General features: G+C 41.2%; 27 protein-coding genes. 18 read left to right on the top strand and 9 right to left on the bottom strand.

The features are described from left to right. Nucleotides 1–3: 3 nt before the first annotated feature. Nucleotides 4–876 (top strand): 50S ribosomal protein L11 methyltransferase, encoded by an 873-nt coding sequence (locus tag ACFPU1_RS06570; RefSeq protein WP_385939605.1) that lies wholly within the window; start codon nt 4–6, stop codon nt 874–876. Further along, nucleotides 873–1,367, top strand: coding sequence for a metallophosphoesterase family protein (locus ACFPU1_RS06565; protein WP_385939603.1), 495 nt, complete (start codon nt 873–875; stop codon nt 1,365–1,367). Before ACFPU1_RS06570 ends, ACFPU1_RS06565 begins: the two co-directional genes overlap by 4 nt. A 37-nt stretch (nt 1,368–1,404) precedes the next feature. Here the strand turns inward: ACFPU1_RS06565 and mgtE are convergent, their stop codons facing one another. Continuing rightward, on the bottom strand, nt 1,405–2,763 hold the full coding sequence (mgtE, locus tag ACFPU1_RS06560; protein ID WP_385939601.1) for a magnesium transporter: 1,359 nt from the start codon (nt 2,761–2,763) through the stop codon (nt 1,405–1,407). Between the two features lie 440 nt (nt 2,764–3,203). Between mgtE and ACFPU1_RS06555 the strand changes: the two genes are divergently transcribed. After that, complete coding sequence (locus tag ACFPU1_RS06555; protein ID WP_385939599.1) at nt 3,204–4,169, top strand: 2-hydroxyacid dehydrogenase; 966 nt, start codon at nt 3,204–3,206, stop codon at nt 4,167–4,169. Nucleotides 4,170–4,561: 392 nt separating this feature from the next. On the opposite strand, the gene ACFPU1_RS06550 is transcribed toward ACFPU1_RS06555, so the two are convergent. Then, entirely contained in the window at nt 4,562–4,906 is a 345-nt protein-coding gene (locus ACFPU1_RS06550) for a YolD-like family protein (RefSeq protein WP_385939597.1), read from the bottom strand. Nucleotides 4,907–5,031: 125 nt separating this feature from the next. Between ACFPU1_RS06550 and ACFPU1_RS06545 the strand changes: the two genes are divergently transcribed. After that, the gene (locus ACFPU1_RS06545; RefSeq protein WP_385939595.1) at nt 5,032–5,256 is read left to right on the top strand and encodes a WYL domain-containing protein; all 225 of its coding nucleotides are present in this window, start codon (nt 5,032–5,034) and stop codon (nt 5,254–5,256) included. Nucleotides 5,257–6,029: 773 nt separating this feature from the next. Here ACFPU1_RS06545 and ACFPU1_RS06540 read toward each other — a convergent pair. The 3 genes from ACFPU1_RS06540 to ACFPU1_RS06530 all read right to left on the bottom strand — a co-directional run bounded on the left by ACFPU1_RS06540 (nt 6,030) and on the right by ACFPU1_RS06530 (nt 9,589). Next, nucleotides 6,030–6,725, bottom strand: a complete 696-nt coding sequence (locus ACFPU1_RS06540; RefSeq protein ID WP_385939593.1) for a hypothetical protein — start codon at nt 6,723–6,725, stop codon at nt 6,030–6,032. Between the two features lie 789 nt (nt 6,726–7,514). After that, entirely contained in the window at nt 7,515–7,979 is a 465-nt protein-coding gene (locus ACFPU1_RS06535) for a staygreen family protein (protein WP_385939591.1), read from the bottom strand. Between the two features lie 263 nt (nt 7,980–8,242). Beyond that, nucleotides 8,243–9,589 (bottom strand): alanine/glycine:cation symporter family protein, encoded by a 1,347-nt coding sequence (locus tag ACFPU1_RS06530; protein ID WP_385940482.1) that lies wholly within the window; start codon nt 9,587–9,589, stop codon nt 8,243–8,245. A gap of 275 nt (nt 9,590–9,864) precedes the next feature. Here ACFPU1_RS06530 and ACFPU1_RS06525 point away from each other — a divergent pair, with 275 nt between their 5' ends. Continuing rightward, the gene (locus tag ACFPU1_RS06525) at nt 9,865–10,515 is read left to right on the top strand and encodes a TVP38/TMEM64 family protein (RefSeq protein ID WP_385939589.1); all 651 of its coding nucleotides are present in this window, start codon (nt 9,865–9,867) and stop codon (nt 10,513–10,515) included. Nucleotides 10,516–10,563: 48 nt separating this feature from the next. Here the strand turns inward: ACFPU1_RS06525 and mbcS are convergent, their stop codons facing one another. Next, entirely contained in the window at nt 10,564–12,150 is a 1,587-nt protein-coding gene (gene mbcS, locus ACFPU1_RS06520; protein WP_385939587.1) for an acyl-CoA synthetase MbcS, read from the bottom strand. A 110-nt stretch (nt 12,151–12,260) separates the two neighbouring features. Between mbcS and ACFPU1_RS06515 the strand changes: the two genes are divergently transcribed. The 9 genes from ACFPU1_RS06515 to ACFPU1_RS06475 all read left to right on the top strand — a co-directional run bounded on the left by ACFPU1_RS06515 (nt 12,261) and on the right by ACFPU1_RS06475 (nt 18,655). Then, on the top strand, nt 12,261–12,692 hold the full coding sequence (locus ACFPU1_RS06515; RefSeq protein WP_157843014.1) for a spore germination protein GerW family protein: 432 nt from the start codon (nt 12,261–12,263) through the stop codon (nt 12,690–12,692). A gap of 151 nt (nt 12,693–12,843) precedes the next feature. Continuing rightward, entirely contained in the window at nt 12,844–13,767 is a 924-nt protein-coding gene (locus tag ACFPU1_RS06510) for an AEC family transporter (protein WP_385939585.1), read from the top strand. A gap of 21 nt (nt 13,768–13,788) precedes the next feature. Then, complete coding sequence (locus ACFPU1_RS06505) at nt 13,789–14,115, top strand: hypothetical protein (RefSeq protein WP_385939583.1); 327 nt, start codon at nt 13,789–13,791, stop codon at nt 14,113–14,115. 89 nt (nt 14,116–14,204) lie between these two features. Next, nucleotides 14,205–14,492, top strand: a complete 288-nt coding sequence (locus ACFPU1_RS06500; protein ID WP_054634887.1) for a hypothetical protein — start codon at nt 14,205–14,207, stop codon at nt 14,490–14,492. A gap of 84 nt (nt 14,493–14,576) precedes the next feature. After that, entirely contained in the window at nt 14,577–14,867 is a 291-nt protein-coding gene (locus tag ACFPU1_RS06495; RefSeq protein ID WP_054634886.1) for a hypothetical protein, read from the top strand. A 411-nt stretch (nt 14,868–15,278) separates the two neighbouring features. Continuing rightward, on the top strand, nt 15,279–16,088 hold the full coding sequence (gene proC / locus ACFPU1_RS06490; protein WP_385939580.1) for a pyrroline-5-carboxylate reductase: 810 nt from the start codon (nt 15,279–15,281) through the stop codon (nt 16,086–16,088). Nucleotides 16,089–16,387: 299 nt separating this feature from the next. Further along, on the top strand, nt 16,388–17,425 hold the full coding sequence (locus tag ACFPU1_RS06485) for a processed acidic surface protein (protein WP_385939578.1): 1,038 nt from the start codon (nt 16,388–16,390) through the stop codon (nt 17,423–17,425). Nucleotides 17,426–17,603: 178 nt separating this feature from the next. Next, nucleotides 17,604–17,951: a metal-sulfur cluster assembly factor gene (locus ACFPU1_RS06480; protein WP_054634882.1), complete on the top strand. Its 348-nt coding sequence runs from the start codon at nt 17,604–17,606 to the stop codon at nt 17,949–17,951. Nucleotides 17,952–18,010: 59 nt separating this feature from the next. Then, nucleotides 18,011–18,655 carry a uracil-DNA glycosylase gene (locus tag ACFPU1_RS06475; RefSeq protein WP_385939576.1) on the top strand — a complete coding sequence of 215 codons (645 nt, stop codon included), beginning with the start codon at nt 18,011–18,013 and terminating at the stop codon, nt 18,653–18,655. Between the two features lie 42 nt (nt 18,656–18,697). On the opposite strand, the gene ACFPU1_RS06470 is transcribed toward ACFPU1_RS06475, so the two are convergent. Beyond that, nucleotides 18,698–18,835: a hypothetical protein gene (locus tag ACFPU1_RS06470; RefSeq protein ID WP_157049679.1), complete on the bottom strand. Its 138-nt coding sequence runs from the start codon at nt 18,833–18,835 to the stop codon at nt 18,698–18,700. A gap of 312 nt (nt 18,836–19,147) precedes the next feature. Between ACFPU1_RS06470 and ACFPU1_RS06465 the strand changes: the two genes are divergently transcribed. Continuing rightward, nucleotides 19,148–20,044 (top strand): SDR family oxidoreductase, encoded by an 897-nt coding sequence (locus ACFPU1_RS06465; protein WP_385939574.1) that lies wholly within the window; start codon nt 19,148–19,150, stop codon nt 20,042–20,044. A 186-nt stretch (nt 20,045–20,230) separates the two neighbouring features. Further along, nucleotides 20,231–20,710 carry a hypothetical protein gene (locus ACFPU1_RS06460; RefSeq protein ID WP_100399593.1) on the top strand — a complete coding sequence of 160 codons (480 nt, stop codon included), beginning with the start codon at nt 20,231–20,233 and terminating at the stop codon, nt 20,708–20,710. 43 nt (nt 20,711–20,753) lie between these two features. Here the strand turns inward: ACFPU1_RS06460 and ACFPU1_RS06455 are convergent, their stop codons facing one another. Together ACFPU1_RS06455 and ACFPU1_RS06450 are read right to left on the bottom strand one after the other, a co-directional pair. Next, the gene (locus ACFPU1_RS06455; RefSeq protein ID WP_385939572.1) at nt 20,754–21,515 is read right to left on the bottom strand and encodes a superoxide dismutase family protein; all 762 of its coding nucleotides are present in this window, start codon (nt 21,513–21,515) and stop codon (nt 20,754–20,756) included. Between the two features lie 736 nt (nt 21,516–22,251). Then, nucleotides 22,252–23,517, bottom strand: a complete 1,266-nt coding sequence (locus ACFPU1_RS06450) for a peptidase (RefSeq protein ID WP_054634877.1) — start codon at nt 23,515–23,517, stop codon at nt 22,252–22,254. Between the two features lie 192 nt (nt 23,518–23,709). Here ACFPU1_RS06450 and ACFPU1_RS06445 point away from each other — a divergent pair, with 192 nt between their 5' ends. Both ACFPU1_RS06445 and ACFPU1_RS06440 read left to right on the top strand, forming a co-directional pair. Beyond that, complete coding sequence (locus ACFPU1_RS06445; protein ID WP_385939569.1) at nt 23,710–24,189, top strand: zinc metalloprotease; 480 nt, start codon at nt 23,710–23,712, stop codon at nt 24,187–24,189. 140 nt (nt 24,190–24,329) lie between these two features. Continuing rightward, nucleotides 24,330–24,518 carry a YuzK family famiily protein gene (locus ACFPU1_RS06440; protein ID WP_054634875.1) on the top strand — a complete coding sequence of 63 codons (189 nt, stop codon included), beginning with the start codon at nt 24,330–24,332 and terminating at the stop codon, nt 24,516–24,518. Nucleotides 24,519–24,538: the final 20 nt, after the last annotated feature.

Here is a 24,538-nt window from a genome sequence, read left to right as displayed (position 1 = left end):
AGAATGAGAGAATGGGTCATCCCTTTTTCATTTCAAAAAGAAGAAGAAGTATCTTTTCAGCTGTATGAAGCGGGATTTCACCACTTTTACATAGAAGAGCCAATCATGCAGATCAAAACGGAGGACGGCTACGGGGTACAGAAGTTGGAGGAGGGAACAGCCCAGCTTCATTTGTTTCCTGAGGACGACTGGAGTACTGAAGAAATAGCAGCGATTGTCGGTGTCACAGTAGAGGATATAAAAGAAAAGGAATGGAAAGAGGAGCAGGCAGCTTATGAAAATATTACGCTTCCCTCTGGCTGGAAAGTAATCTATCCTCCTTTTCCCGCAAAGAAAGGAGAAAAGGAGCTGCTTCTTGATCCCCAGGGGGCCTTTGGAACCGGCGTCCACGGTACAACCCAGGATAGTCTTGATATCCTGATGGAACTTCCCCTTGAAAATGGCAGAAAAGCCGCTGATATAGGAACAGGGTCGGGAATTCTTGCAGTTGGTGCTGCGGTAAAAGGAGTTCAAGTAGACGCTTTTGATATACAGCCGGTACAAAGGGAAGTCACTCACCAGGCCGAGCTTAACCATGTGCAGGAGCGTATTATCGTAAAGGAACAGGACGTTCTTTCAGAAGATCTTGAAACCTATCATTATGACCTCATTATCATTAATATTGGCGCTTCCGTGACAAAGGAGTGGCTTCAGAGCAAAAGAGTATTTGAAAAATCCACCTGCTCTCTCTATTTAGTATCGGGCATTGTTGACTGGTCCAAAGACGGGATCATTGCATTATTTCATGACGCTGGTTTCAAGCTTTGTAACAGCAGACAGTCAGAAGAGTGGCACACCCTGTTGTTTACTGACGGGCAAGGAGAAGATGTAACATGAAAATTGTAGTGACAGCTGATACACATATTCCTAAAAGTGCAAAGCAGCTTCCTTCTCGTCTGCTTCAGGAGCTGGAAACAGCAGACAGGATCATCCATGCCGGAGACTGGCAGACAATAGAGGTGTATGAAGAGCTACAGAAATATGCCCCGGTTGATGGAGTATGTGGCAATGTGGACGGGGAGGATATCAGGCAAGTGATGCCCGAAAAGAAGATTATAGAGGCTGGCGGCTTTACCATTGGAATTATACACGGCCATGGCGAGAAAAAAACGACGGAAAAGCGAGCCCTCGAAGGATTTGAAGAGCCTCTTGACTGCATTATATTTGGTCACTCCCATATCCCATACGTCAGGTTCGCCAGCAAAACACTACTGTTTAATCCCGGTTCTGCTACGAGCAAACGAAAGATGCCTTATTATTCATTTGGAGTTCTCACTGTTGGGGAAGAACTGAAAACAGAGCACATTTTTTATGAAAACAAGGAATAAGAAAAAGCCTGAAGGTCTCCCCCTTCAGGCTTTAAATTTACGTAAGCCTTGCAATAAACATGGTCGCCATCCCAAAATAAATGAGCAAGGATAATATATCGTTAATCGTTGTAATTAAGGGGCCGGATGCTACGGCAGGGTCCACTTTAAATTTGTAAAGAATCAATGGGATAATGGTGCCGGCTAACGTCCCGATGATTAAGGTGGCTAGCAGGGAGCTTCCCACAACCAGGCCAAGAATTATGTTTCCCATCCAAACATAGGCAATCAAAGCAATGAGAATACCGCAGACGATTCCGATAATAATACCGACTAGGAGTTCACGAAATATCAATTTGAGAGATTGTTTAAAATTTAATTCCTGTGATACTAATCCCCGAACAACTACGGCCAGGGACTGTGTCCCGGTATTGCCTGTCATTCCGGCAATCAATGGCATAAAAAAGGCCAAAGCGACAACCTGCTCAAGCGTTCCTTCAAACCCGCTGATGATTCCCCCTGAAACCAGTCCGATAAACAATAGGAGAATAAGCCATGGAAGCCGCCGGTAAGCGGCAATGGTTGGCTTTGTGTTAAAATCGATGGCTTTTCCTGAGGCGGAAAGCTTTTCGATATCTTCATTTGCTTCCTGAATGACGACATCAATTACGTCATCTACTGTGATAATACCGACAAGCTTGCCGTCTTCTTCCACAACAGGCATGGAAATAAAATCATAGCGATTGATTAGCTTTGCTACTTCTTCCTGGTCTGTATACACGTCAACCTTAACGATGCGGCTGAACATGATATCTTCTATTTTATCAGTAGGTTTTCCAAGGAGTAAATCCTTGTATGATGCGACTCCTACAAGCTTTTTCTCCGAATCAATTACATAAATGTAATTTAAATATTCAGCAAGCTCATAGAAGTGCTTCAGTTTTTCTACGGCTTCATGAACCGTGTAATGCTTTGGAATCCAGACATACCGGTCCGTCATGATTCTCCCTGCTGTTTCCGGAGGGTAATTCATTAAATACTGAACGGCCTCAGACTCTTCCTGTTTCATTTCTGAGAGCAGTTCATTAACTTTTTCAGGGTCTACGTCCGTTAACAAGGAAGCAATTTCATCGTTTTCCATTAAATCAAGGACTTTTGAGGATTTTTCGGTTCCCAGTTTATGTAGCACCTCGAGCTGATCATCCTGATCTAATTCAACGATGAGATAAGTCAGCTGTTCAATTGATAAATAAAGCAGAAACTTATTGCGATGTTTTGCAGGGAGATATTGATATTGCTGAGCCAGGTCATACGGCTGCAGTTCATTAATGATCTCTTGAAAGACTGTCTTTTTTCCTTCCTTTAAGGTCTTGATCAAAGCGAGTGTCATTTCATTTTCAGTCATGCTGCGTGCCACATTAGCACCTCATTTCCTGGAGCGTTTTCTCTTTTGTGATGTTCTAATTTTTTTATAAGCAGAAGGCAGTTACACAGCCTCTTTAGGTTTCATTATATTACTCTTTCCTCCATGAGTGCTTGTCACTCTTTCCTTTTATGTAACACGATATCTTTCAGAAAAGTAATTTTTTCTTATCCTTTATCCTGACGCCCTGCTTTTTTCAGAATCTGAGGCTCTTTTCATAATTACCCTCTCCAACCCTATTTCAATCTCTCTCCAGCCTCGGGGTTTCTTTGAGGAGTGAATTCCTGGGTTTGATTTGAAAAAAGAATTCGGATTGGTTATTTTGAAAGTGTTGCTTTTTTCGACATAATTATTATATAGACAAAGAGGAAGACAAAGAATTGAAATAGAAGTATGGTAAAGAGAGAAAGGTATAAATGAGAGAGGGTGACCCCATGAAACCGTATGTATACGTAGCACGAAAAATGCCGGAATCAATCATACAAATGCTTGAAGAACAATGTGATGTTTCCATGTGGGAGAAAGAAGACGAGCCCGTGCCAAGGGAAGTACTGGAAAAAGAAATAAAAAAAGCAGACGGCTTGTTTTGTACAATTACAGAAGAGATTGATCAGGATCTTATTGATAAAGCTGAGAACCTTAAAATCATAGCCACCATGGCGGTCGGCTACAATAATATCAATGTTCAGGCCGCAGCGAGAAGAGAAATCATGGTTGCTAATACTCCGGGTATTTTATCTGACACGACGGCTGACCTTACCTTCGGCCTGCTCATGGCCACAGCCCGGCGCATTCCAGAAGGGGTAGATAGCATAAGGAACGGAGAGTGGAAGACATGGGCTCCGTTTCACCTGATTGGACAGGATATACACGGGGCAACCCTTGGAATCATTGGTATGGGGAGAATTGGTGAAGCCCTTGCGAGAAGAGCGAAAGGGTTTGACATGAAGGTTCTTTACCATAACCGTAACCGCAAGCATGAGACTGAGATCAATCTTGGTGTAAGGTATGCAGAATTAGAGCAGCTGCTCGCCGAGTCGGACTTTGTTTGTTTAATGACTCCGTATACGCAGGAAACGTTTCATTTGATCGGAAAAGAAGAGCTGAAAAAAATGAAAAACTCAGCTGTGTTTATTAATACCTCCCGAGGCGGCACGGTAGACGAGGAAGCCTTATATGAAGCTCTAAAAGAAAAGGAAATATGGGCAGCAGGTCTTGATGTCTTTGAAGATGAACCGATAGGGCCAGATCATCCGCTGTTATCCTTGCCAAACGTGGTGGCTCTTCCTCACATTGGGAGCGCCAGTGAAAGAACAAGAATGAGAATGGCTGAAATGACAGCCCGTCATATCCTGCAATCTTTATCTGGAGAACGTCCGGATCATTTAGTGGGAGGATGAACCTATAAGGGGATAGGACAATAGGTCTCTTTTTGAAATTTTATTGAACTTTTTTCGTTTTAAAAGAAAAAACAGGTTTAGACACAGAGTAGAAAAAGGAAAGATAGGATTAAAGAGAACTGGCTGCCGGCTATAAGTGAAAAAGTATGCAGGAACTCCTGGTAATGGTTTACTTTATCTTTGCGGTTTCTGCATACTTTTTCTATCTATTCCCCCTGTAGTAAGTTATTCATCCCATCGGCCGGTATGCTATGTTCTTCTTTACCATCCATCATCCCCTTTTAAGCGATCCGTAATGGATCGTTTTTTTTTTGGCTGCAGAAGGGTGTATGTAAATGTTTAAGTGAAAAAAACAAAAAGGCAGCCAAAGTGCTTGGAGTTCTTCTTATGATTCATTCATCAGAGTCCCTGTTAATATAAACGATACTGTCAAAGGGCAGGTAAAAGGTGTCTTCATCTTTCCTGGTCACAATATGAAACTTTCTTTCCTGCTGGTTAAGGTGGTGAATCCTTCCAGAAACTTTGTGTATAAAACCATTCATCCAATAGATAAAAAGCAGGGGATGATGGTCCGCCATCGCTTCACACACCTTTTCTTCGATCTCCTGCCAAGCCTGCTCATCAAGTTCCGGCTTTTTGACTTTCTGCTGCTCGTGTTCCAATTGCTTTAAGAGCTCTACGTGCTCAGGCAGCATCATTGCTGTCCACTTGATTGTTCCACGATCTTTAATATCCATTCGAATCCCTCCTTGTTCTTATTATACACGAACAAACGTTCTTTTAAACCTTGAATAAGAACATTTGTTCTGACATAATAATATATAGAGAAACTGTTCGTGCTACCAAGAAGGAGGGTACAACAATGAATCCAGAAAAAATAATCAAAAAAGCCATGATGACAAACACAGCCATAACGTTTATCTATGAGGCAAAGACAGGGGAATTGACCCAAAGAACGGTAGAAGTGAAAAAGATTCTGGCAGGCCGCTTTGTCGGATACTGTTACTTAAGGAAAGGCGAAAGAATATTTAAGATGGATAATGTTCTTTCGATTCAGTTGAAGAAAAGAGCAGAGACGGGGGCGTAGGTGAGGTTCCAGGAGGTCATGCGGAGCGTGGTCGTTTTGTAGAGGATTTTGTAGAGGAATGGGCAAAGCTAAACGGGCGCTGCCTATGGAGCCTTTTCTTCTACATGAGTGTAAGGAACAGCTTTAGTCCTGATTATGTAGAATATTCTCTGAAAGGCTACCCGCCAGACTTCTAGGGGAAAACAGAAAAGTCGAGGGTCAAGCACTGTTTTTGAGAACGGCTGATCGTCTGTGAAAGTATAGAATAAAGTGAGGGGAACCGTACCATAAATGAAAACATAGGAAACTATCTATATAAAAGTTTTATGGGAAGCTCTTGAAGGCATAAATTAACATGAAAAAAATTAAGGCTAAGTTTTCTCTTAACCTCATAAGAAAAACCTCCATTGTTACAGTTAACCGGTTTACAGGGGGGCAAACTTGTAAACAAAGCAGTGTAATTCGTAAATGAATTACACTGCTATTTTTGTTGTTATATTAATGTGTGCGCTATTTTTGTTGTTATATTAATGTGTGCGCTATTTTTAGAGAGAAATTAAGCAAAGCTTTGAAATTGTGGATAAATTTATTGATTTGTATAATCCGGCCGCTAAAAAGGTTGTTATTAGGTATATGAACGTAATAAATACTCGTAAACGTGATAAATTAACAATAAAAAGAGGCGCGAATTAGGCATGCTAATTGCACCTCCAATTGCTAAATTATTTCATGTTTTCACCTTCTCAACCGAACCTATTACTGTAAAAATGATGAAGTTTTTTATCCTTAAAATATTAGTTTAAAGACCAGCCTTTTTTCGTAACGGTGATAATGTAGGTTTGGCCTTCGGCTTCAACTTCAACAGTGTTTGTATAGCTATTTCCATTATTTAGTACGACATTACTGAAGCTTTGAGCAAATTGATTTTCACCTTCACTCATAGTAAAGTAGATATCTCCAGCCGCTCTGTAGTTTACACCCTGTCGTTGTTGTGTAACCTCATAATTCTCAACTTTAACTCCAGTAATGTAAGCTGCTTCTTGATCTTTTACTACAATTTCATCACTCTTTTCATTCCCAGAAAATGTAACATGGCTCTTGCCTGCTGCCATATCAATTGAATACTTAAGAGTGTATGTGCCTGCTTCTTGTGCTTCAAACTTAGCAGTTGAAACATAAGAGTTAACTCCTTCTACTTCTATAAGCAAAGTTTCGAAGTCCTCCTCCTTTTCTAAAGCAACTTCTTTCCCATTTTCATTAATTACAACCCATCCATCTTTATAAGAAGATCCATGTTTAGGAGTAACAGCCTGAAGTTTTACTTCATCTCCCACATAAATAACTTCAAACTCTTGTTCAGAAGTTACAGATAATGCTACCTCAACAGGTTTCTCTTTTGGTGCAGGACCTTTCGCCAATACCCCAGTCCCCATAGATAATACTAGTGCTCCAGCTAATATTGCTGCACCCAACTTTTTAAATTTCTTCATTTTTTCACTTCTCCTCTTAACTTAATTATTATTTACAAAAGTAATATCAATCATGAAGAGGGCCGGTTACACCACTAGCTCCATATACCTCAAGGGGGTATACTTCATTGCTTCAGCTTCCCCAAACTTGATATATAGGACTTTGCACCTTCTTTTCTGTGGCCACTTGAAATAGTAGTGCATTCCTATATTTCGAATTATATATTCGTTTTATAGAATATGGAAGAATTTTGTTTCGGCAAATATACACATTATTTCCTAGATTGTTTAATAATTTTAATCAATTACCTTAAAATAATTTCCTCATTAGCGACACCACTTTAGTCATAACACTCATATACAAAGGGAATCAATGAAAGCAGATCTATCTTAACAATTTAGTAAATCGTATTTTTTGAGAATAAATTGTCAGATTTTTTAGGAGCAAAATTGTGTAGATTTAACTATAGTCAAACTTATAATGATAATGAAACTACTTAAAGGGAAATTTTAGGAAGGGGGGGGTTATTAATAATATTTCCACAAATAAAAAAAGACGCATAGAAAAAAGGATGGCTATAACTAAAAGTTACGAGTAGCCAAACCTTATTTAAGTGAGCTTGAACGTAGCCATAAGCCGAATCTGTCTATTTAGCTTCGGTTAAAAGTTTCAATGGTACTTTAGGTAACCCTTGATAAGTTAAACTTTCTAGCAATTGACCCCGCAGAAAACCCTTCTTTTTTTAGCTGAAACATAAACATTACTATCCGATTTTTAAGTACAAGCGAGCATTTTTTAACAAGATTAAATCATAAAGTCTCATTAAAAAGAAAATTGTGGAAAGGCCCCCAATTTTCCTGTCTAGCAAACTGAGGATAAGCGGACATAAACGTAATAATAATAGGAGAGTGATCTAGTTGAGGATATGTGTCAAATAAAAACCGATCGCCGTAGCGAATAGCTGTCAAGGCAAGAGGCAATTCACGTCTAAAGATTTCATTGCGTATTGCTGCTTCATTTTGATTATATTCTCCTTGATCCACATGCAAATAAACACGGTAAACTAAGGAACTACCCTTTGTTTTCCATTCTCCTAAGACTTCATCTCTCATAGGATTGACTTTATCCCACGCATAATCCATTCCAATTGTTAAAAAAAGCTCTCCTGTCTCATCCGAGTGAGTTAATGTATAACGTCTTGGGAAAACAGGTTTCATCGTAGTAACACCATTCAAGTATTCCACAAATAGTTTTTCTGGATTGAAATGACTCAAGCAATCAACTCCAAACTTTTTTATACCATCATTATGTTCATTTACCATCACTAATTCTAATAATTACGATGAGAGTTTTAGTTTCACCCTGCACTCAAATACGCCGGATGCTCTTTATTTGTACTAAATACGTGCTTTAGTGAGCTAAATCTAAATGAAGTTTCGTAAGACTATGGATCTGTTGTTTAAAGGGTTTTTCTAAGCCACAACCCTCCATATAAAATAAAAACCGGATCCCTCTGTGAGGAATCCGGTTTCTGTTATCAAGCGTCGTGATAAGGCGATGCTTTTTTCTGGGCTTTCTCTTCTCTCATTTTCTTCAGGAAGTAGGTGGTTTCTGCCACAACCACACCGGAGAGACCGAGTAAGCCGATTAAGTTTGGAGCTGCCATAAGTCCATTTAATACGTCGGCAATTCCCCACACAAGGCCGAGGTCCATGATGGCCCCAAAGAATACGGCGATCACAAACATGATCCTGTAAATTGGAACGGATCCTGGCTTCTTAAAGAGATACAAAAAGCAGCGTTCCCCGTAATACGACCAGCCAAGGATCGTAGAATAGGCAAAGAACACAAGGCCGACTGCGACTATAATTCCGCCGATTGGGCCAAGGAAGAACTCAAATGTAGCGGATGTAAGAGCCGCACCTTCAAGCCCCTCTTCCATATACATACCACCCATCACAAGAGCAATCCCCGTGATGGAACAAATCACAATCGTATCAATAAATACCTGTGTCATGGAAACGAGCGCCTGGCGGCCCGGGTAATCTGTACGGGCGGCAGCAGCTGCAATTGGAGCAGAACCTAACCCGGCTTCGTTCGAGAACACACCACGGGCAACCCCGTATTGAATCACGACCCCGATTGCACCACCGGCTACAGCCTGGCCGGTAAAGGCATCTGTGAAGATAAGGCCTACTGCTGCGGGAACAAGTCCTGCGTTCATAATCATCATCACAAGTCCGGCAACAACATAAAAGAGTGCCATGACAGGAACGATAAAAGCAACAACGCGGCCGATACTTTTAATCCCGCCAAGAATAACAAGGCCGGTAAATACAGTAAGGAGAATTCCAGTAAGCCAAGGTGCTACGTTCCAATTTGATTCCAAAACATCTGCGACAGAGTTAGATTGAACCGTATTCCCAATACCAAACGCAGCCACAGCTGCAAAGAGGGCAAAGATAATGCCAAGCCAGCGAAGGCCGAGACCTTTTTCAATATAATACATTGGCCCCCCGGACATTTTGCCCTCTGGGTCTTTGACACGGTATTTTACCGCAAGAATGGCCTCCGCGTATTTTGTTGCCATCCCGAAGAGAGCCGAGAGCCACATCCAAAATACGGCACCAGGTCCCCCGAGCACGACAGCTGTAGCGACACCGGCAATGTTACCTGTTCCCACAGTAGCTGCAAGAGCTGTCATGAGAGACTGGAAGTGGGAGATATCCCCTTCTGATGTCTTGTCCTGTTTACGGCTGAAGGCAAGCTTCAATGCATAGGGCAGGGCGGAAAATTGAAGAAATGATAGCCGGATCGTAAGAAATATCCCTGTCCCGACAAGCAGGATTAAAAGAGGCGGCCCCCAGACTAACCCGCTCAGCATGTCGATAAATTCACTGAATGTCAATGTTTGTTCCCCCTATTCTTTGTTTGTAGATAAAAAGCCCCTCACTTTTGCTTATGTATACTAAACTAGCAGAAGTGAAGGCTAAAGGAATAATATAATAGTATCATTTTTTTGAAAAAATAAACAATTATAAATTATTTTGTCACCACAAGAATTTCTTCAGATAAATAGCTCTGCCAGTAATAGACTCTTGCTTTCCACGTAAAGAGTCCATAAGATAAAATAGAGTACACTTTAAGTGGAGGGCATCAATGATTAAGAAAGCAGGAATCGCGTTACTATATATTGTTATTGGCTTTCTTATTTATTTATATGGAGAGCCGTTAATTGTATGGATAAATGAAGAAGGCCATAACTATGTTACCATAACAACCATTGCAGCAACCATGTTTTCATTGTTTCCTATTATTCCATACCCTGTCATTGGAGGAATTATCGGGGCGGCTTACGGACCGTTATTAGGAACAATTGTCATATGGATTGGATCATCAGCAGCTTCCATTATTATGTTTTTGTTTGTTCGTTACGGCTATCAAGACTGGGGATACAAGGTACTGAGAAAGTATAAGGCGCTGGAGAAGGTAACGATTTTATTTGAAAAAAATGCTTTTCTCGCAATCTTTTTGACAAGGCTGGTTCCTGTAGTCCCATCGATTGCAGTTAACATATACTCAGGGCTGAGCAGAGTCAGATTTATGCCGTATGCGGTGGCTTCTTCGGCAGGAAAGGTTCCCGCCATGGTATTATTTGCTACCATTGGAACGGTAGCGGTAACGAACCCATGGGATCTTTTCTATGTTATTGCGGTTTACAGCATTTTCCTTGTCCTGTGTTATATTGTATATAAAATTTTTAAAAGCAAAGCTCGAGCTGAGATAAAGCCGGTAAGACAAGTACGATAATGCAAAAAGAGATGCCCAGAGAGGCATCTCTTTTTAAATCTATCATGTTTATGTTGCCTGCTTTTCACGGGCACGAAGCTCCACACGGCGGATTTTTCCGGAAGTGGTCTTTGGAAGCTCATGAAGAAATTCAATCTTACGGGGGTACTTGTAAGGAGCTGTAAGGTTTTTCGTATGCTCCTGAAGTTCTTTTACCAATTCTTCCCGGTTAGATACTTTTTCTTCATCTTTAAGCACAATAAAGGCTTTGACGACATTTCCCCTGACTTCATCCGGACTGGCAACCACTGCGCACTCCTTGACTGCATCATGCTTTGTTAGTGCATCCTCGACTTCAAAAGGCCCGATTGTATAGCCGGAGCTGATGATGATGTCATCGCTGCGTCCTTCAAACCAGAAGTAGCCGTCTTCATCTTTTGACGCCTGATCACCGGTTAAATACCAGTCACCAAGAAAGGCAGCGGAAGTTCTTTCTGGATCTTTGTAGTATTTCTTAAATAAAGCCGGGCAGTCTTTATGAACGGCAATGTCACCAACTTCACCGACCGCAACAGGTTCACCCTGCTCATTGATGATTTCTACATGATTGCCTGGGGTCGGTTTTCCCATGGAGCCTGGTTTAATCTCCATTCCAAGAAGGGTGCCGACAAGAAGAGTATTTTCCGTTTGGCCGTAGCCATCGCGGACATCAACTCCAAAAGCATTCTTAAACGCTTCGATCACCGGGCGGTTTAAAGGTTCGCCGGCGGAAACGGTACTACGAAGATGAGGGAGCTTATAGGAAGCAAGTGTATCTACCTTAGACATGAGCCTGTATTCAGTAGGTGTGCAGCAAAGAACTTGAATGTTTTCTTTTTCTAATAGCTGCAAGTAAATATAAGGATCGAATTTCCCGTTATACACAAAGGCCGTAGCACCTAATGTAATCGTGGATAAGAAAGGACTCCAAATCCATTTTTGCCAGCCGGGAGCAGCAGTCGCCCAAACGATGTCATTCTCTCTGACGTCCAGCCATTTCTTTGCTGCGGTGCGGACATGAGCATACGCCCACCCATGACTGTGGACAACCCCCTTGGGATTTCCTGTTGTGCCGGAGGTATAAGACAAGAATGCCATGTCATCTTTAGAGGTTTGAGCGCCAGAGAAGGCAGCCGGCTGCAAATCCGCTAAAGACTCCAGATTTTCCCATCCGCTATGCGAGCCGCCGATTGTCAGTTTGTACTGAAGGGACGGAGTCGGATCAGAGATGTTTTCAACTTCACCGACAGCGGTGTGAAAAGATATAACTGCGGTGGCGCTGGAATGATTAATTCGGTATGATAAATCCTTCGCTCTAAGCATTTCCGAACATGGAATGGCTACAATGCCTGCTTTTAAGCAAGCTAAATAGGTAATATAAGCTTCAGGTGAGCGGGGAAGAATGATCATTACCCGGTCTCCTTGTTCAATGCCTACCGTTTTCAGAGCGTTGGCATATTGATTCATTTTTTCAATAAGTAAGGAATAAGAGACTTCCCGGCGTTCTCCTGACTCATCGAGCCATCGGATAGCCGTGCGGGTCGAATCATTTGAAAACGCTTCCAATTCATTCGTTACATTATACTTAGCAGGTGCAATTAGTGATTCAGTACTCAAAGGATCCCCTCCTGAAAATCTATTATCATCCTATTATACTAAATTGAAGTTGAATTTTGAATATTTTTATTATTGCAGGAGAAGATTTTTTTATAAAGCAGGACATTTGTGTGAAAAAAGATAATAGATATGAAGATAAGGAAGGAGAGGATGGAATGGAGAAAATAAATATTTTCGAAAAAGCAGGAGAAATACTTAATGAGGGTATGAAAAAGCAGCTTGTATACGGCGAGCCGGTCAGACATGGGGATAAAACAGTGATCCCGGTTTCAAAAAAAATCTTGTCCTTTGGAGGCGGAGGGGGATCAGGTACTGAAAAAGAATCCTCTCAAGAGGGAGAAGGGGGAGGAGGAGGCGGAGCGGTCAGGGAAAAGCCAATTGGCGTCTACGAGGTAACTGATGAAGAGACGATCTTTATCCCTGCTTTTGACCTTAACCGCTTCCTCTTAACGGGTATCGGCTGCCTGGCCGGAGCATTAGTCATAAGCCAGCTGTCTGGAAAAACTGGTTTATTCAGTTGTAAAAGTAAAGAAGAGAACTAACCTGTGCCTTCTGGCGCAGGTTTTTTCTTTTCAGAAGTAAGAAGAACTAAAGGGAGGAGGAGATCAAGTGAGCTTTTCCTCTTGTTAAAAGGGAGTGTGCTATACTTCTGGTAGAAATATTACAGTGGTAAGGGAAAAGTTGGTGACGCCGATGGACGTTTTGTTGTTAATTATTTCAGAAATTATTGCACCTGTGTTTGTTCTTATCTTTGTTGGAGTCCTCCTGCAACGAAAATTCCAAATGGATTTGTCTACATTATCAAAAGTAAACTTTTATTATTTGATTCCGGCGGTTATTTTTCTGCGGATCTATGAAAGCAGTCTCTCTTTTGAATTGATAGGAAATGTGCTTCTTTTTCTTTTCATTCAGGCAGCAGGGTTATGGCTGGCAAGCTATGCCGGCAGCAAAATTTTCGGATACCAGCGGGATTACAGGGTAACCTTGCAAAATAGTATACTTTTAAATAATCAAGGCAATTTCGGTCTTCCTGTGAATGCGCTCGTGTTTCGGAATGATCCATTTGCGGCTTCGATTCAAATTATCATAATGACGTTTCAAAATATTTTAACCTTTACATATGGCGTGTTTTCTATGGGAGCCTCGCAGCAGGGAGCGAAGAAAGCAGCAGCCAGCTTTGTGAAAATGCCGGTTCTTCATGCGCTTCTGTTAGGACTGTTGTTCAGCTGGGCCGGCATTACCCTCCCTGCAGCCATTGCTATTCCTTTAGATTCAGCAGCAGCTGGTTTTCTGGCAGTGGCTTTAATGTCTTTGGGCGCTCAGGTAGCATACTTAAAGCTTAATAAGAACCTTGGAATTGTAGCCTTTAGCAGTTTTTTACGACTGCTTTTTTCCCCAATGCTTGCCCTTGCTGTGATATGGTTATTGGATCTTTCGGGAATGATGGCCCAGGCACTTTTGATTTCAAGTGCTTTTCCTACGTCAAGAAACAGCGCGGCCATTGCCCTTGAATATGACAACAATCCTGACCTTGCGGCTCAAATGGTACTGGTTTCTACTATTTTAAGCAGCATAACTGTAACGGCAGTCGTGTATATTGCCTTTATACTTTTTTAATAGAAGAAAGGGAGAACTTACATGGCAAGAATGACGAGAACAAAGAAATTAGAGGAAAAGAAAAAGGTAGATACAAAAGAGCGAATTGCACAATTAAGTGTATATTCTTTTTTTCTCATGATTGCTCTTTTAATCAGTCTTATTCTATCTTTTTTCTTTCACTTTGAAAGAATAGAAGCTGCCCTGGTTTATTTATTTCTTTTAAACTTGGTGCTTACTTTCGGGTTAACTACGGCTTCGGCAGTGCTGAAACGATACATAAGCCGCCTTCAATTATGGATTTTGATTACTTCCGCTGGCCTGTTAGCTATTTGTTCCTATGTTATCTACATTTTCCGCTTTGCCTAGGACTTGTTTAATACATACTTTGGGTGGGAATAGAAATGTTTGAATAGGAAGTTATCATACACCAGCTTCTAATATGGAGGTTTTTCTATATGAAAAAGAAATTTGTTTACTCAGCAGCTTCGGCTCTCGTAGCAGCTGGGATTCTAACAGGCTGCGGGGAGGAAGATGAAGCTCCCGAGGAGCCGATTGATGAAGAGCCGGTTGAGGATTATGAAGAAGAGGATCCACCTGCTGATAGTGAAGAAATTATAGATGAAGAAGAACAGGAAGAGAGAGAAGAAGGGGATCAGGATCCAGCAATTGAGGATGAAGAGCTGGAGGAGTCTGAGGAAGAAAGAGATGAAGTAGAAGAGACTCAAGAAGATGATGAAGAATAATCTCTTCTTCCCAGTTTTATCTTTTCTTCCCCGGGGAATGGCGTTATTAAAAGAGTAAGAGCTTTAATGAAGGAGGACGTCAAAATGAAAATTGATCAAGTATTTAATGAGCATAATGACGAGCTTCATATAACTTCAGGAGAGTTAATCGTTGAAGATGAAACTTCCGGATCATGGGAAGCAAAGCTTTATGGCGTGGAGAACCAGCGCTTTTTTACAGATGCAATGAAGGATGACACCAAGGAAAGACTCACATTTGAAACAGACCGGGGAACGTTAAATGGAATCATTTCTGTGGAGGCTCTTGATTCCACTGTGGAAGAAAGTGTGATTACGCTAAAAGGTGTAGGTCATTTAAACGGTTTACGCAATTAGAAAAGTAGGGAAGAGCTGTTGAGTAAAATCTCAACAGCTTTTTTCTATGGGAGCAGAAGTAGAGATAAGCGGAAGGGAGGAAGCGGGTGAGAGTGCGAGGAGTGTTGAAATTTGTCGTTTGACCTAATTAGTGTTGGTTTTGACCCAATTAATTGAAAATAGACCCAATTAACCTGCAAAACAACCCAATTATTGCGTAAAACGACCCAATTAATCCGCAAAGCAACCGGATTAATACTCAAAGCGTACAATATCCTCTGATTACATAAAGTCATCCCAGAAAGCACAGAAGAAAAGTAACATTCTAGCAGCATTTCGTTGCAAAACGTCAATAGTTTGTTCCCTCAAAAGAAGATACGGTAAAATAGAAAGAGATCACCTTTGAGCCATTTAAGAAAGGGGCAGCGGTATATGAAGAAAAATAACATTTTATTTATTGGAGCAGGAAGAATGGCGGAAGCGATTTACGCCGGCTTGCTTCGCCAAAGCCACCCTGATATCGGAAGAATTATCGTTTCAAATAAATCCGATGAGGAACGATTACATAATCAAGCGAAGCAGTACGGGGTAAAGCAAACAACCAAGTGGAAGGAGGAAACAGACCAGGTTGAAGTGATCGTACTGGCAGCTCCTCCTGGAGTTCATGATGAGTTACTAAAGGAGCTGGCAGAAGTTGTAGATGGGCAGCTCGTTATTACAGTTGCAGCAGGCATCGATCCAGATTATATGGAGAAGCGTCTTCCAGAAGGCACCCCTGTGGCATGGATTATGCCTAATACAGCTGCGCAAGTTCAACAGTCGATGTCCACCTATGTATGCGGGCAGTATGTGAACAGTGAGCATAGACATGTATTAGAAGTGATATTGCACGCGATCGGGGAGTATGAAGAATTAAGTGCCCAGCAGGTTCATGATTTAACGGCAGTGACAGGAAGCGCTCCTGCTTTCATGTATTTATTTTGCGAAGCTTTGGAAACGGCAGCAATGGAATACGGAGTGACAAGAGAGCAGGCCAGGAAGCTGGTCGTTCAGATGGCAGCCGGGTCAGCCGCCATGCTTCAGGAAGGCCATAATCCCGCTGATCTTAGAGGACAGGTGACGTCACCGGGAGGAGCGACAGCTGCCGGGATAGAAACATTAAAAGAAGCCGGGTTTGAAGAATTGATTAAGAACGCCGTGCAAGCGACAAACCAACGGGCCAAAGACCAGGCTGAAGACTGAAAAAAAGATCTTTTTAGAGCCGTTCCTTCATAGAGGGAGCGGCTTTTTCAGTTATTCATAGATAAACGGAATGAAATCCGCTGAAGGTCGGTTTCCTTGAATGGTTCAAAGAATAACAAAATACAAGAATACTAGTATAAAAAAGAATATAAGAGAACTTTAGCGTTTTAAAATAGTGATTAAGTTATTTGCAGAATAAAGAAAAAATATGTGGTAATTCAGGAAAATACTAATTATACTAATCTTGATCACAATTGATTCTTTGATCCTACAACTACATATGGCAGGAGGAGTAAACCGTGAGTCGTTTACTGATGAAATGTTTGGCTGTTGTTGTGCTGCTGGCGTTGGTCCCGGTACATACATATGCTGCACCCGAGCAGGAGGAGCTTGATTTGTACTTGCAGGAGATTGACTGGACTCAGAAAGAGTTAGAGGAGTACCTGGAGACTGAATATGGGACAGAGCTCTCTGATTTTGAGGATGCAGAGGAGTTAAGAATATTTTTAGGAGACTTACTAACAGACGAATCGTTACATGAGCTGTTAACAGATTACGAGATGTCAATAGAGGAGCTTGAGCAGCTGCTTAAAGCAGACGACAAGACATTAGCAGATTTCAAGTTTACTGATGATTTAGATTTTTTCCTGTTTGACCACATGCTTGCTGAGCTTGATTTTGAAGAAGCTGAAATGCTCTATGATGATTATTTTGCAGAATTTGGTCTGGATGAAGATGAATTCTGGGTACTGTATGAACACTTTTATCAAGTATTGTTTACTGAAAACGGAGACTTGAATGAAGGAGTCCTGGAAAGATTAGAAGCACTGCTTGAAAGGCTGGAAAGCTTCCCCTACTTTGAAAGCGCTGATGATTTAACGGCAGAAAATATTGCCGAACTCTTATCCATCTGCCAGGAGCTGTTAAGCATTTTCCAGCTTGAAGCCGACTTTTATCTGACCAAGGAAGAAGAAAAGCTTTCTCTTACGCTTGGTGATCTCCTTTCTCTTGAAACGACGAATGGATATGATCTGTTAATAGAGTTATACAACGCAGAAGGAGACTTTCTTGCCGACATCATTTTATCAGCTGAATTATTTGCTTACGACTCTATTGATCAAGTGACTGGAGAGTTTAATGAAATAAAGACTATCGTTGAGGTTTCGGCTGATGCAGGGGGAGATAGAGAAAGTGTAAGCGGACCGGCTGAGCGGACGGAAACAGGAGGGCGACTTCCTGAAACAGCTTCCTCTTATCCATTACAGGTTCTCATTGGATTAGCTGCGGCAGTGCTTGGAGGATTGTTCTACGTAAGAGTAAGAAAGACAGCAGCATGAAACAAAATGTAAATAAGAAGGAGATGAGGAGCAGAACGCCCCTCATCTTTCTTTTTCTGTACCGTCAGACACAGTACAAGTGAGGTTTAAATAAAATAAAAAAAGGTTAAAACAAGTGAAGAAGGTTCTACATTCATGGAAAATAGAGCCCGTACTCATAGATGTGGGGAGGGATAAAATGTCTGAGGAAAAACAAGAAATGATTGACCGGGTGTATGGGGAGCTGGAAAATGTTGAAGACCCTGAGCTTGGAGTAGACATTGTGAATCTTGGATTGATTTATGGCGTGGATATTGATGACAGCAAGAACGTCAAAGTGGAAATGACACTGACATCCATGGGCTGTCCTCTTGCTGGAACGATTGTCAATGATATTCAAAATGCCTTATCGGATTTAAAAGAATTTGGAGAAATAAATGAAGTAGATGTAAATATTGTATGGGATCCACCATGGGATAAAAGTAAAATGTCAAGGTACGCCAAGATCGCATTAGGCGTACACGAAGGTCCTGAAGATCGAGCATAGAGCGAAGGGTCATCATTTGTTATGATGGCCTTTTTCGTTTCTGCCAAAAGGAGGAAACCATGGACATTCCGCAAGCTTTAATTGATACGTGTAAAAAAAGAATGGAGCCTTATCCTGCTGAGGGCTTTCTCATCGGCGGAGGGAATCCTTATGCTGATGTCCTGTTTGTTGGAGAAGCGCCTGGAGAGCATGAGCTAATATCTAAGCAGCCATTTACCGGCAGGGCGGGAAAGGAACTGGATAAATTTCTTGAAAGTGCAGGGATATCACGGGAGGATGTATACATTACAAGTGCTGTAAGAAGCCGCCCGTATAAAATAGTCAGAAAACAAAAAGGAGAAGAAGTGGTTATCAAAAGGCCGAACCGAAAACCGACAAAAAAAGAAATCATTGCCCACGCGCCTATTCTTGATTACCAGATTGAGAAAATAGATCCGACGATCATTGTTACATTGGGAGGTGTGGCCTATGAAAGACTGACAGGAAAAAAGGACAAAATGACAGAGATTCATGGGGAGGCGCAAAAGACAAAAATACTCAAGCTGAAAAATACAAAAGACAATACCCTGGTTTATGGAATGAAAGAATATATTCTTTTTCCTTTTTTTCATCCGGCCTCTGTTTTTTATAACAGGAAGCTTGAAGAAATGATCTACGAAGATGCAAAAGCACTTGCAGCCTTAATTCAACATGAGACCTCTTAAAAAACACTCATCTGAGAGTACAGATGAGTGTTTTGTCGTTGCTTATAATTGGGTTTGGTAATATGTTTCTTCCTCAGGTTGATCAACATTATCGTCATCAAGAGAATCTGCAAAGAAAACAGGGACAGACACTACTAAAGTAAGAAAGGAAAATAATATCGTTGCAGCAAGCTTTTTCATATGTACCACCTTGTCATTTAATCTCGTGAAAATTTTAACAAATATGCCTTTTATTTTGAAGACGTATATACAAATTTACCTACATAAATTATGAGTCATTAGTAGTGAAGGGCTTTTGTTACAGACCTTATTATGGATAAAAGTTTGAATGTAAATCAAAGTGAGGAAAAGCTGTCAGCTTCTTTCTATCCTGGGCAGGGTAAGGGAGAGAAAAAGGTGGAAAAAAGTTTAATGAAAATGATTATCGGATAAACACTAGTATTGCCTATTTCTGTTTAGGCAAATTTAAAAAAGAAGAAGGAGTGTTAATCAATGAGTGAAGGCTATAACCTTTTTAAAGGCCGGCAGTCTGAGGGAACTCCTCCACAGGAACAGGACAAACAGCCTGGCTATGAATACAAAATGAATCCAGAACCAATATATGACGATCCAGCTTATAAGGGCAGCGGCAAGCTGAAAGATAAAGTTGCTTTGATTACTGGAGGCGACAGCGGGATTGGCAGATCAGTTGCCATCTATTATGCAAAAGAAGGAGCCAATGTCAGCGTTGTTTACTTAGATGAACACGAAGATGCTGAGAAAACGAAAGAATTAGTGGAAGAAAAGGGAGGAAAATGCCTTCTTATCCCAGGGGATGTAGGGGAGGAAGCATTTTGCAAAGAAGCTGTTGAGAAGACAATAGAGGAATTCGGTCAATTAGATATTCTGGTTAATAATGCAGCCGAGCAACATTACCAGGAAGATATTAGAGATATTTCTTCAGAGCAGCTTCACCGGACTTTTCAAACCAATATTTATGGTTCGTTTTACTTCATCCAGGCCGCTTTGCCACACTTAAAAGAAGGCAGCTCAATTATTAATACGGTATCTATCGTGGCCTATCAAGGAATGCCGGTGTTAATGGACTACTCTGCAACGAAGGGCGCCCTTGTGGCCCTGACACGATCTTTATCACAAAACCTGGTTGACAAAGGAATCAGGGTAAATGGGGTGGCGCCAGGCCCAATCTGGACACCTCTCATTCCAAGTTCCTTTCCAGAAGATGTGGTAAAAGACTTTGGGATTGACGATCCGGCACCTACACCGATGCAGCGGCCAGGACAGCCAGCAGAGCTTGCTCCAAGTTATGTATATTTAGCCTCAGATGATTCAACCTATGTGACAGGACAGACGATTCATGTGAATGGAGGAGCTGTAGTCAACGGATAAGAGAGTATGAAAAAGCATCTGCCCACTGGCAGGTGCTTTTTTTATTAGCTGTGGAAAAGTCTGGAGCCAGAAAAATTGAGGAATTATGTAAAATGATAAATTAAAGCGTAAATACGATTAATTTGTCCAAAACGAGGAAAAAGAAATAATGCTGTATTATAGGTAAGGGTAAGGAGGATCGGACAAATGTTTACACTGGAAGACATGTGGGTTTTCTTTCTCTCGCTCCTGGTTATATTGCCGTTTATCACAATGGTTCATCAACTGGGTCACGCATTTTTTATATGGGTTTTTGGGGGGAAATCTACTTTTACAATAGGAACAGGAAAAAAATTATTTAATATTGGTCCGATGGAATTTAGAAGAATATATTTCTGGCACTCTTTTTGCCAGATCGAGAAGCTGAAGTGGGATACAAAAACAGCTCACGTTCTTATCCTTTTAGGAGGAACGATATTTAATATACTGTCTGTTTTCGTGGTCAATAGTATGATTGTGGCAGGTATACTGCCTGAACACATCATTTTCTATAACTTTGTGTACTTTACGATTTATTTTGTGTTCTTTTCTTTGTTCCCTGCTCGTTTTTCAGAAGATCACCCAAGTGATTTGATGGCTATCTATGATTTATTTAAATATGGCAAAGGAAAAGATCCGATAGATTAAACAGAAAAAGGATGACCGCTCCGGGCATCCTTTTTTATATCTGCTATTCTTCTACAGCCTCTACTACACCACAGGCTAAGCGGTCACCAGCATCACCGGTTGCAAGAGTATCTTCATCAGGACCCGGTTCATCTGCATCTTCAGACTGGTAACGGTCAGGGATGTGAGCAAAGTTGTCTGGATCTTCATGAAGCATAACTGCTATTTCGTCTTCAGCTGCCTGCTCAGAAGTAAACGTATCAACTTTTGTCAGCAAGTACCCAGTTCCATCTTCATTAATATAAACGGGAGGAAGATCACCTGCGTGGGAGCCATGATCCTCATCATCAGGATTCCAGTGACCGCCGGCAGATGTAAATGGCTCTCCATCATCGTCTACTTCACAAACGCCTTCTTCATGAAGATGAAACCCGTGATAGCCTGGCTCTACTTCCAGATCAACAAAGTTGGCTTCCACAAGGACGTTGTCCTCAGCTGTCGTGTAAAATTGTACAGTGCCAACCTCTTCGTTCGGTGTATTCATGACAGCCTGGGCTTCCACTTCATCACCTGTTTCATCATAATAACCAATAATAGAAGCCTGTGCCTCACCGTTTTGTTCTTCAGTGTCTGGTTCAGCTTCTGGTTCAGCTTCTGGTTCTGCTTCCCCGCCAGGAATTTCAGCCTCATCCATTTCGTCTACGTCTTCATCATAATCAGACGGCTGCTGCATATCTTCAGTACCTGGACTGTCCTGAGTCTGGCAGCCAGCTGCGACTATGGCAGCTAACGCAATAGGAAGTGATTTAAGCAAGTATGGTTTCATGAAAATTCTCCTTTCTATGTTTTCTAGAAGAGTTCTGTCACTCTTTTTTATGGTCAGTACCATATTTCCCTAACAATTATTCTAGTAAACAAGTTATATGAGTTGAAATACGAAAACCAACAGGATAGTCCCTGTTGGCATCAAGAATTAAGTAAATAGAGTGTTATTCTAGATCCATATCTTCTTCAGTTATTTCTTCTTCCTCTTTTGCTTCTTCCAGCATTTTATTAATGTTTTCAATATACTCGTGTAAACTCATGTTTTTTCCTCCTTGAATATCTTTTGTATTTTGTCAGTTTTTAATTTATTATTTTGTGTTTGTTACTAGAAATATTGCCAGGTTTATAGATTTCAAAACATTATCTCAAGAAAATAAGACCAAAGTATCATTGCAATTCCAGGGGATAAAATTACTAGTTTAAAATAGAATTTTAAAAATAGTGTCTGCCTTCACTATGCCGTTATAAATATGGCACTCAGCATTTAGATAGAAACAAATAATGATCTGTTTTAAAAGGATCTTTCAGCTAAAAAACATCTCATTCTACCCTGAAGTCCCAGGTGCAACACTTCTCTCTTTCATGGTCTATGGTGCAGGAAGCTCTTACGTTTTGAAGGGTGACCACTGAGGGATCTTCAGTTCCTCTTACTTTTGGGTCCACATCAATAAAATAAGCTGCTTCATAATAGAAGCAGCTTTTATCCAGCGATGTTCTCCTCGCAGTGAGCAAGGTAATTAATCTTCCTTCTCGCACCACTCAATTATAGAGTGGAAGAAAATCTCTGCAATTTCAAAAATGTTATCTAATTCAATGCATTCATTTGGAAAGTGAGCCATTTTTGTTGTTCCAGGTCCAAAAACGATGGCAGGGGTATCAGCGTACTGGGTAAGCATTCCACCATCAGTACCCCAGTTAGAAGCCTGGATCACAGGTTCTTCATGTTGGGAAGATTCATATTGGTCCTGCAGGATACCAAGAAGAGGATGAGAAAGATCGACAGAGCCAGGTATCCAGTTTGCGCCGAACCATTCGACATCTACCGGATGCTGTTTAAAAAAGTCATCGTACTGCTGGAGACGGTGAAGAGACTGCTCGAGCTCCGCTTTTGCTTCTTCAATTGTCTCATCAGGACCGATGCCATACCTTCCTTCCATTACTACCTTAGATGGAACTGAAGAAGGCCAGCTTCCGCCTTGAATGGTACCAACATTAATAGGAATAGGAATAGTCATGTTCTTAAATAGAGGATCCTGGAGCCGGATATTCCGCTGGTTTTCTAGAGCCATCAATGTGTCATACACTTTCCAGGATTTCTCAAGAGCACTGATCCCCTCAAATCGTGTTCCCGCATGGGCAGAGATCCCACGTACAGTTACCCGGAACCACATGGATCCTTGTTGCTTTGGAATGATTTTCATTTGGGTGGGTTCAGGAATAAGGGCTGCGTCTGCTTTGTACCCTCTTTTTATCGCTGCAAGGGTGCCGGCTCCGCCACTTTCTTCTTCTATCACACTTTGAAAGATAAGATCTCCTTTTAATGTAATGTCCATTTCTACTATGGCTTCCAAAGCAATGAGAAGAGCGAGGTTTCCGCCTTTCATATCAGTCGTTCCCCGTCCAAACATTTTTCCGTCCTTAACGGCACCGGAAAATGGGTCATCCTCCCATTGTTCCAGGTCTCCTTCAGGTACGACATCGATATGGCCATTTAAAATGAGAGAGTGTCCTCCGCCGCTTCCCTTTAAGGTTCCTACCACATTTGGGCTGTCTTTAAAGTCTTTGCGGGGACTTGTGAAAGCCGGGTGATCTTCAAGTTCTCTTCTGTCCGGCTCCCAAAAGTCTACGTCCAGACCAGAATTTTCAAGGCGCTCAGCGATCTTTTTTTGTAAATCATACTCCTGGCCTGATCTTGTCGGGTGCTGAACCCACTCACGCAGAAGATCAATGTAATGATCCCGGTTGTTGGAAATATATTGTTTAATCTTTTCCTCCGTGCTCATATACAACCTCCTTCAAAAAAAGTGAATTAGTCATGGAGAGTTAATATTTCGCGTTACTTACCAATTTCCTTAATAATGGTATTCAAAACATACGCTTTATAAGGAACAAAGGGGAAAAAAATAGATTTAAAAAGAGAAGAAGAGGATATATAAAGAGAGTCAGTGAAGATAGTTTTAACAGGGAGGGAAAACATGTTTTCATGGGAAGATACATGGGTCCTTGTTATTTCCCTGTTTGTCCTGCTGCCTTTGATCACCATCATTCACCAATTGGGGCATGCTTTTTTTGTGTGGATTTTTGGAGGAAAGACAAGGCTAGTCATTGGAACCGGGAAACCACTCTTTTCTATAGGACCTGTTGAAATAAGAAGGATATATTTTTGGCATGCATTTAACCAGTTTGAAAAAATAGAGCATGACACAACTGCTGCAAGGGTTTTAATATACCTGGGCGGCCCGCTTTTTAATTTGCTCTCTATCTTTGTAGTTAACGGCTTAATTATGTCGGGTGTGATGGATGAGCATATGTTTTGGTATTATTTTGCTTATTTTTCTGTATACTACATGTTTTTTGCTTTGTTTCCGGCACGCTATTCGAAAGATCAGCCAAGTGACTCTATGGCCATATATGACTTGTTAAAGTACGGTAAATCCAAAGACCCTCTGGAATAAAGAAGCCTTTCACTTGGAAAAAAGTGTCCATGGAATAGACACAATTTGGCAGTTTTAAGTGTGAGATAAACAGGAATGAAGAAAAATATAAGTGAGAATATCTCACAAAAAAAGTTTATAAAAACCTTGGAGGTATAAAAATGAGTGAAGAAGAAAAACCGAATGTAACGGAAAACATGGAAAAAGGCCTTATGCAGTCTCATGGATTGACCCATGAACAATACAAAAAAGATGTAGATAACATCATGGATGTTGAGAAAAAAAGAGAAGCTGACCATAAAAAGAACAAAGATGTGGAAAAAGAAATTAACAGCCAGCTATTTAGATAGATAAAAAAGAGAGCGGGAAG

It is taken from the genome of Thalassorhabdus alkalitolerans (assembly GCF_042656525.1).
GTDB classification, from domain to species: Bacteria; Bacillota; Bacilli; order Bacillales; family Marinococcaceae; genus Thalassorhabdus; species Thalassorhabdus alkalitolerans.
The sequence above is the reverse complement of the archived record's forward strand: the minus strand, read 5'-3'. Positions and strand labels throughout refer to the sequence as shown.

Bases quoted from the DNA above. Each gene is read 5' to 3' on its own strand.
- ACFPU1_RS06450 (WP_054634877.1), bottom strand. From the start codon at position 23,517: ATGAGCACGGAGGAAAAGATTAAACAATATATTTCCAACAACCGGGAT.
- ACFPU1_RS06475 (WP_385939576.1), top strand. From the start codon at position 18,011: ATGGACATTCCGCAAGCTTTAATTGATACGTGTAAAAAAAGAATGGAG.
- ACFPU1_RS06440 (WP_054634875.1), top strand. From the start codon at position 24,330: ATGAGTGAAGAAGAAAAACCGAATGTAACGGAAAACATGGAAAAAGGC.
- ACFPU1_RS06545 (WP_385939595.1), top strand. From the start codon at position 5,032: ATGAATCCAGAAAAAATAATCAAAAAAGCCATGATGACAAACACAGCC.
- ACFPU1_RS06510 (WP_385939585.1), top strand. From the start codon at position 12,844: ATGGACGTTTTGTTGTTAATTATTTCAGAAATTATTGCACCTGTGTTT.
- ACFPU1_RS06480 (WP_054634882.1), top strand. From the start codon at position 17,604: ATGTCTGAGGAAAAACAAGAAATGATTGACCGGGTGTATGGGGAGCTG.
- ACFPU1_RS06500 (WP_054634887.1), top strand. From the start codon at position 14,205: ATGAAAAAGAAATTTGTTTACTCAGCAGCTTCGGCTCTCGTAGCAGCT.
- ACFPU1_RS06550 (WP_385939597.1), bottom strand. From the start codon at position 4,906: ATGGATATTAAAGATCGTGGAACAATCAAGTGGACAGCAATGATGCTG.
- ACFPU1_RS06565 (WP_385939603.1), top strand. From the start codon at position 873: ATGAAAATTGTAGTGACAGCTGATACACATATTCCTAAAAGTGCAAAG.
- ACFPU1_RS06505 (WP_385939583.1), top strand. From the start codon at position 13,789: ATGGCAAGAATGACGAGAACAAAGAAATTAGAGGAAAAGAAAAAGGTA.
- ACFPU1_RS06530 (WP_385940482.1), bottom strand. From the start codon at position 9,589: ATGCTGAGCGGGTTAGTCTGGGGGCCGCCTCTTTTAATCCTGCTTGTC.
- ACFPU1_RS06570 (WP_385939605.1), top strand. From the start codon at position 4: ATGAGAGAATGGGTCATCCCTTTTTCATTTCAAAAAGAAGAAGAAGTA.
- ACFPU1_RS06455 (WP_385939572.1), bottom strand. From the start codon at position 21,515: ATGAAACCATACTTGCTTAAATCACTTCCTATTGCGTTAGCTGCCATA.
- proC (WP_385939580.1), top strand. From the start codon at position 15,279: ATGAAGAAAAATAACATTTTATTTATTGGAGCAGGAAGAATGGCGGAA.
- ACFPU1_RS06445 (WP_385939569.1), top strand. From the start codon at position 23,710: ATGTTTTCATGGGAAGATACATGGGTCCTTGTTATTTCCCTGTTTGTC.
- ACFPU1_RS06555 (WP_385939599.1), top strand. From the start codon at position 3,204: ATGAAACCGTATGTATACGTAGCACGAAAAATGCCGGAATCAATCATA.
- ACFPU1_RS06465 (WP_385939574.1), top strand. From the start codon at position 19,148: ATGAGTGAAGGCTATAACCTTTTTAAAGGCCGGCAGTCTGAGGGAACT.
- ACFPU1_RS06540 (WP_385939593.1), bottom strand. From the start codon at position 6,725: ATGAAGAAATTTAAAAAGTTGGGTGCAGCAATATTAGCTGGAGCACTA.
- ACFPU1_RS06460 (WP_100399593.1), top strand. From the start codon at position 20,231: ATGTTTACACTGGAAGACATGTGGGTTTTCTTTCTCTCGCTCCTGGTT.
- ACFPU1_RS06495 (WP_054634886.1), top strand. From the start codon at position 14,577: ATGAAAATTGATCAAGTATTTAATGAGCATAATGACGAGCTTCATATA.
- ACFPU1_RS06470 (WP_157049679.1), bottom strand. From the start codon at position 18,835: ATGAAAAAGCTTGCTGCAACGATATTATTTTCCTTTCTTACTTTAGTA.
- ACFPU1_RS06525 (WP_385939589.1), top strand. From the start codon at position 9,865: ATGATTAAGAAAGCAGGAATCGCGTTACTATATATTGTTATTGGCTTT.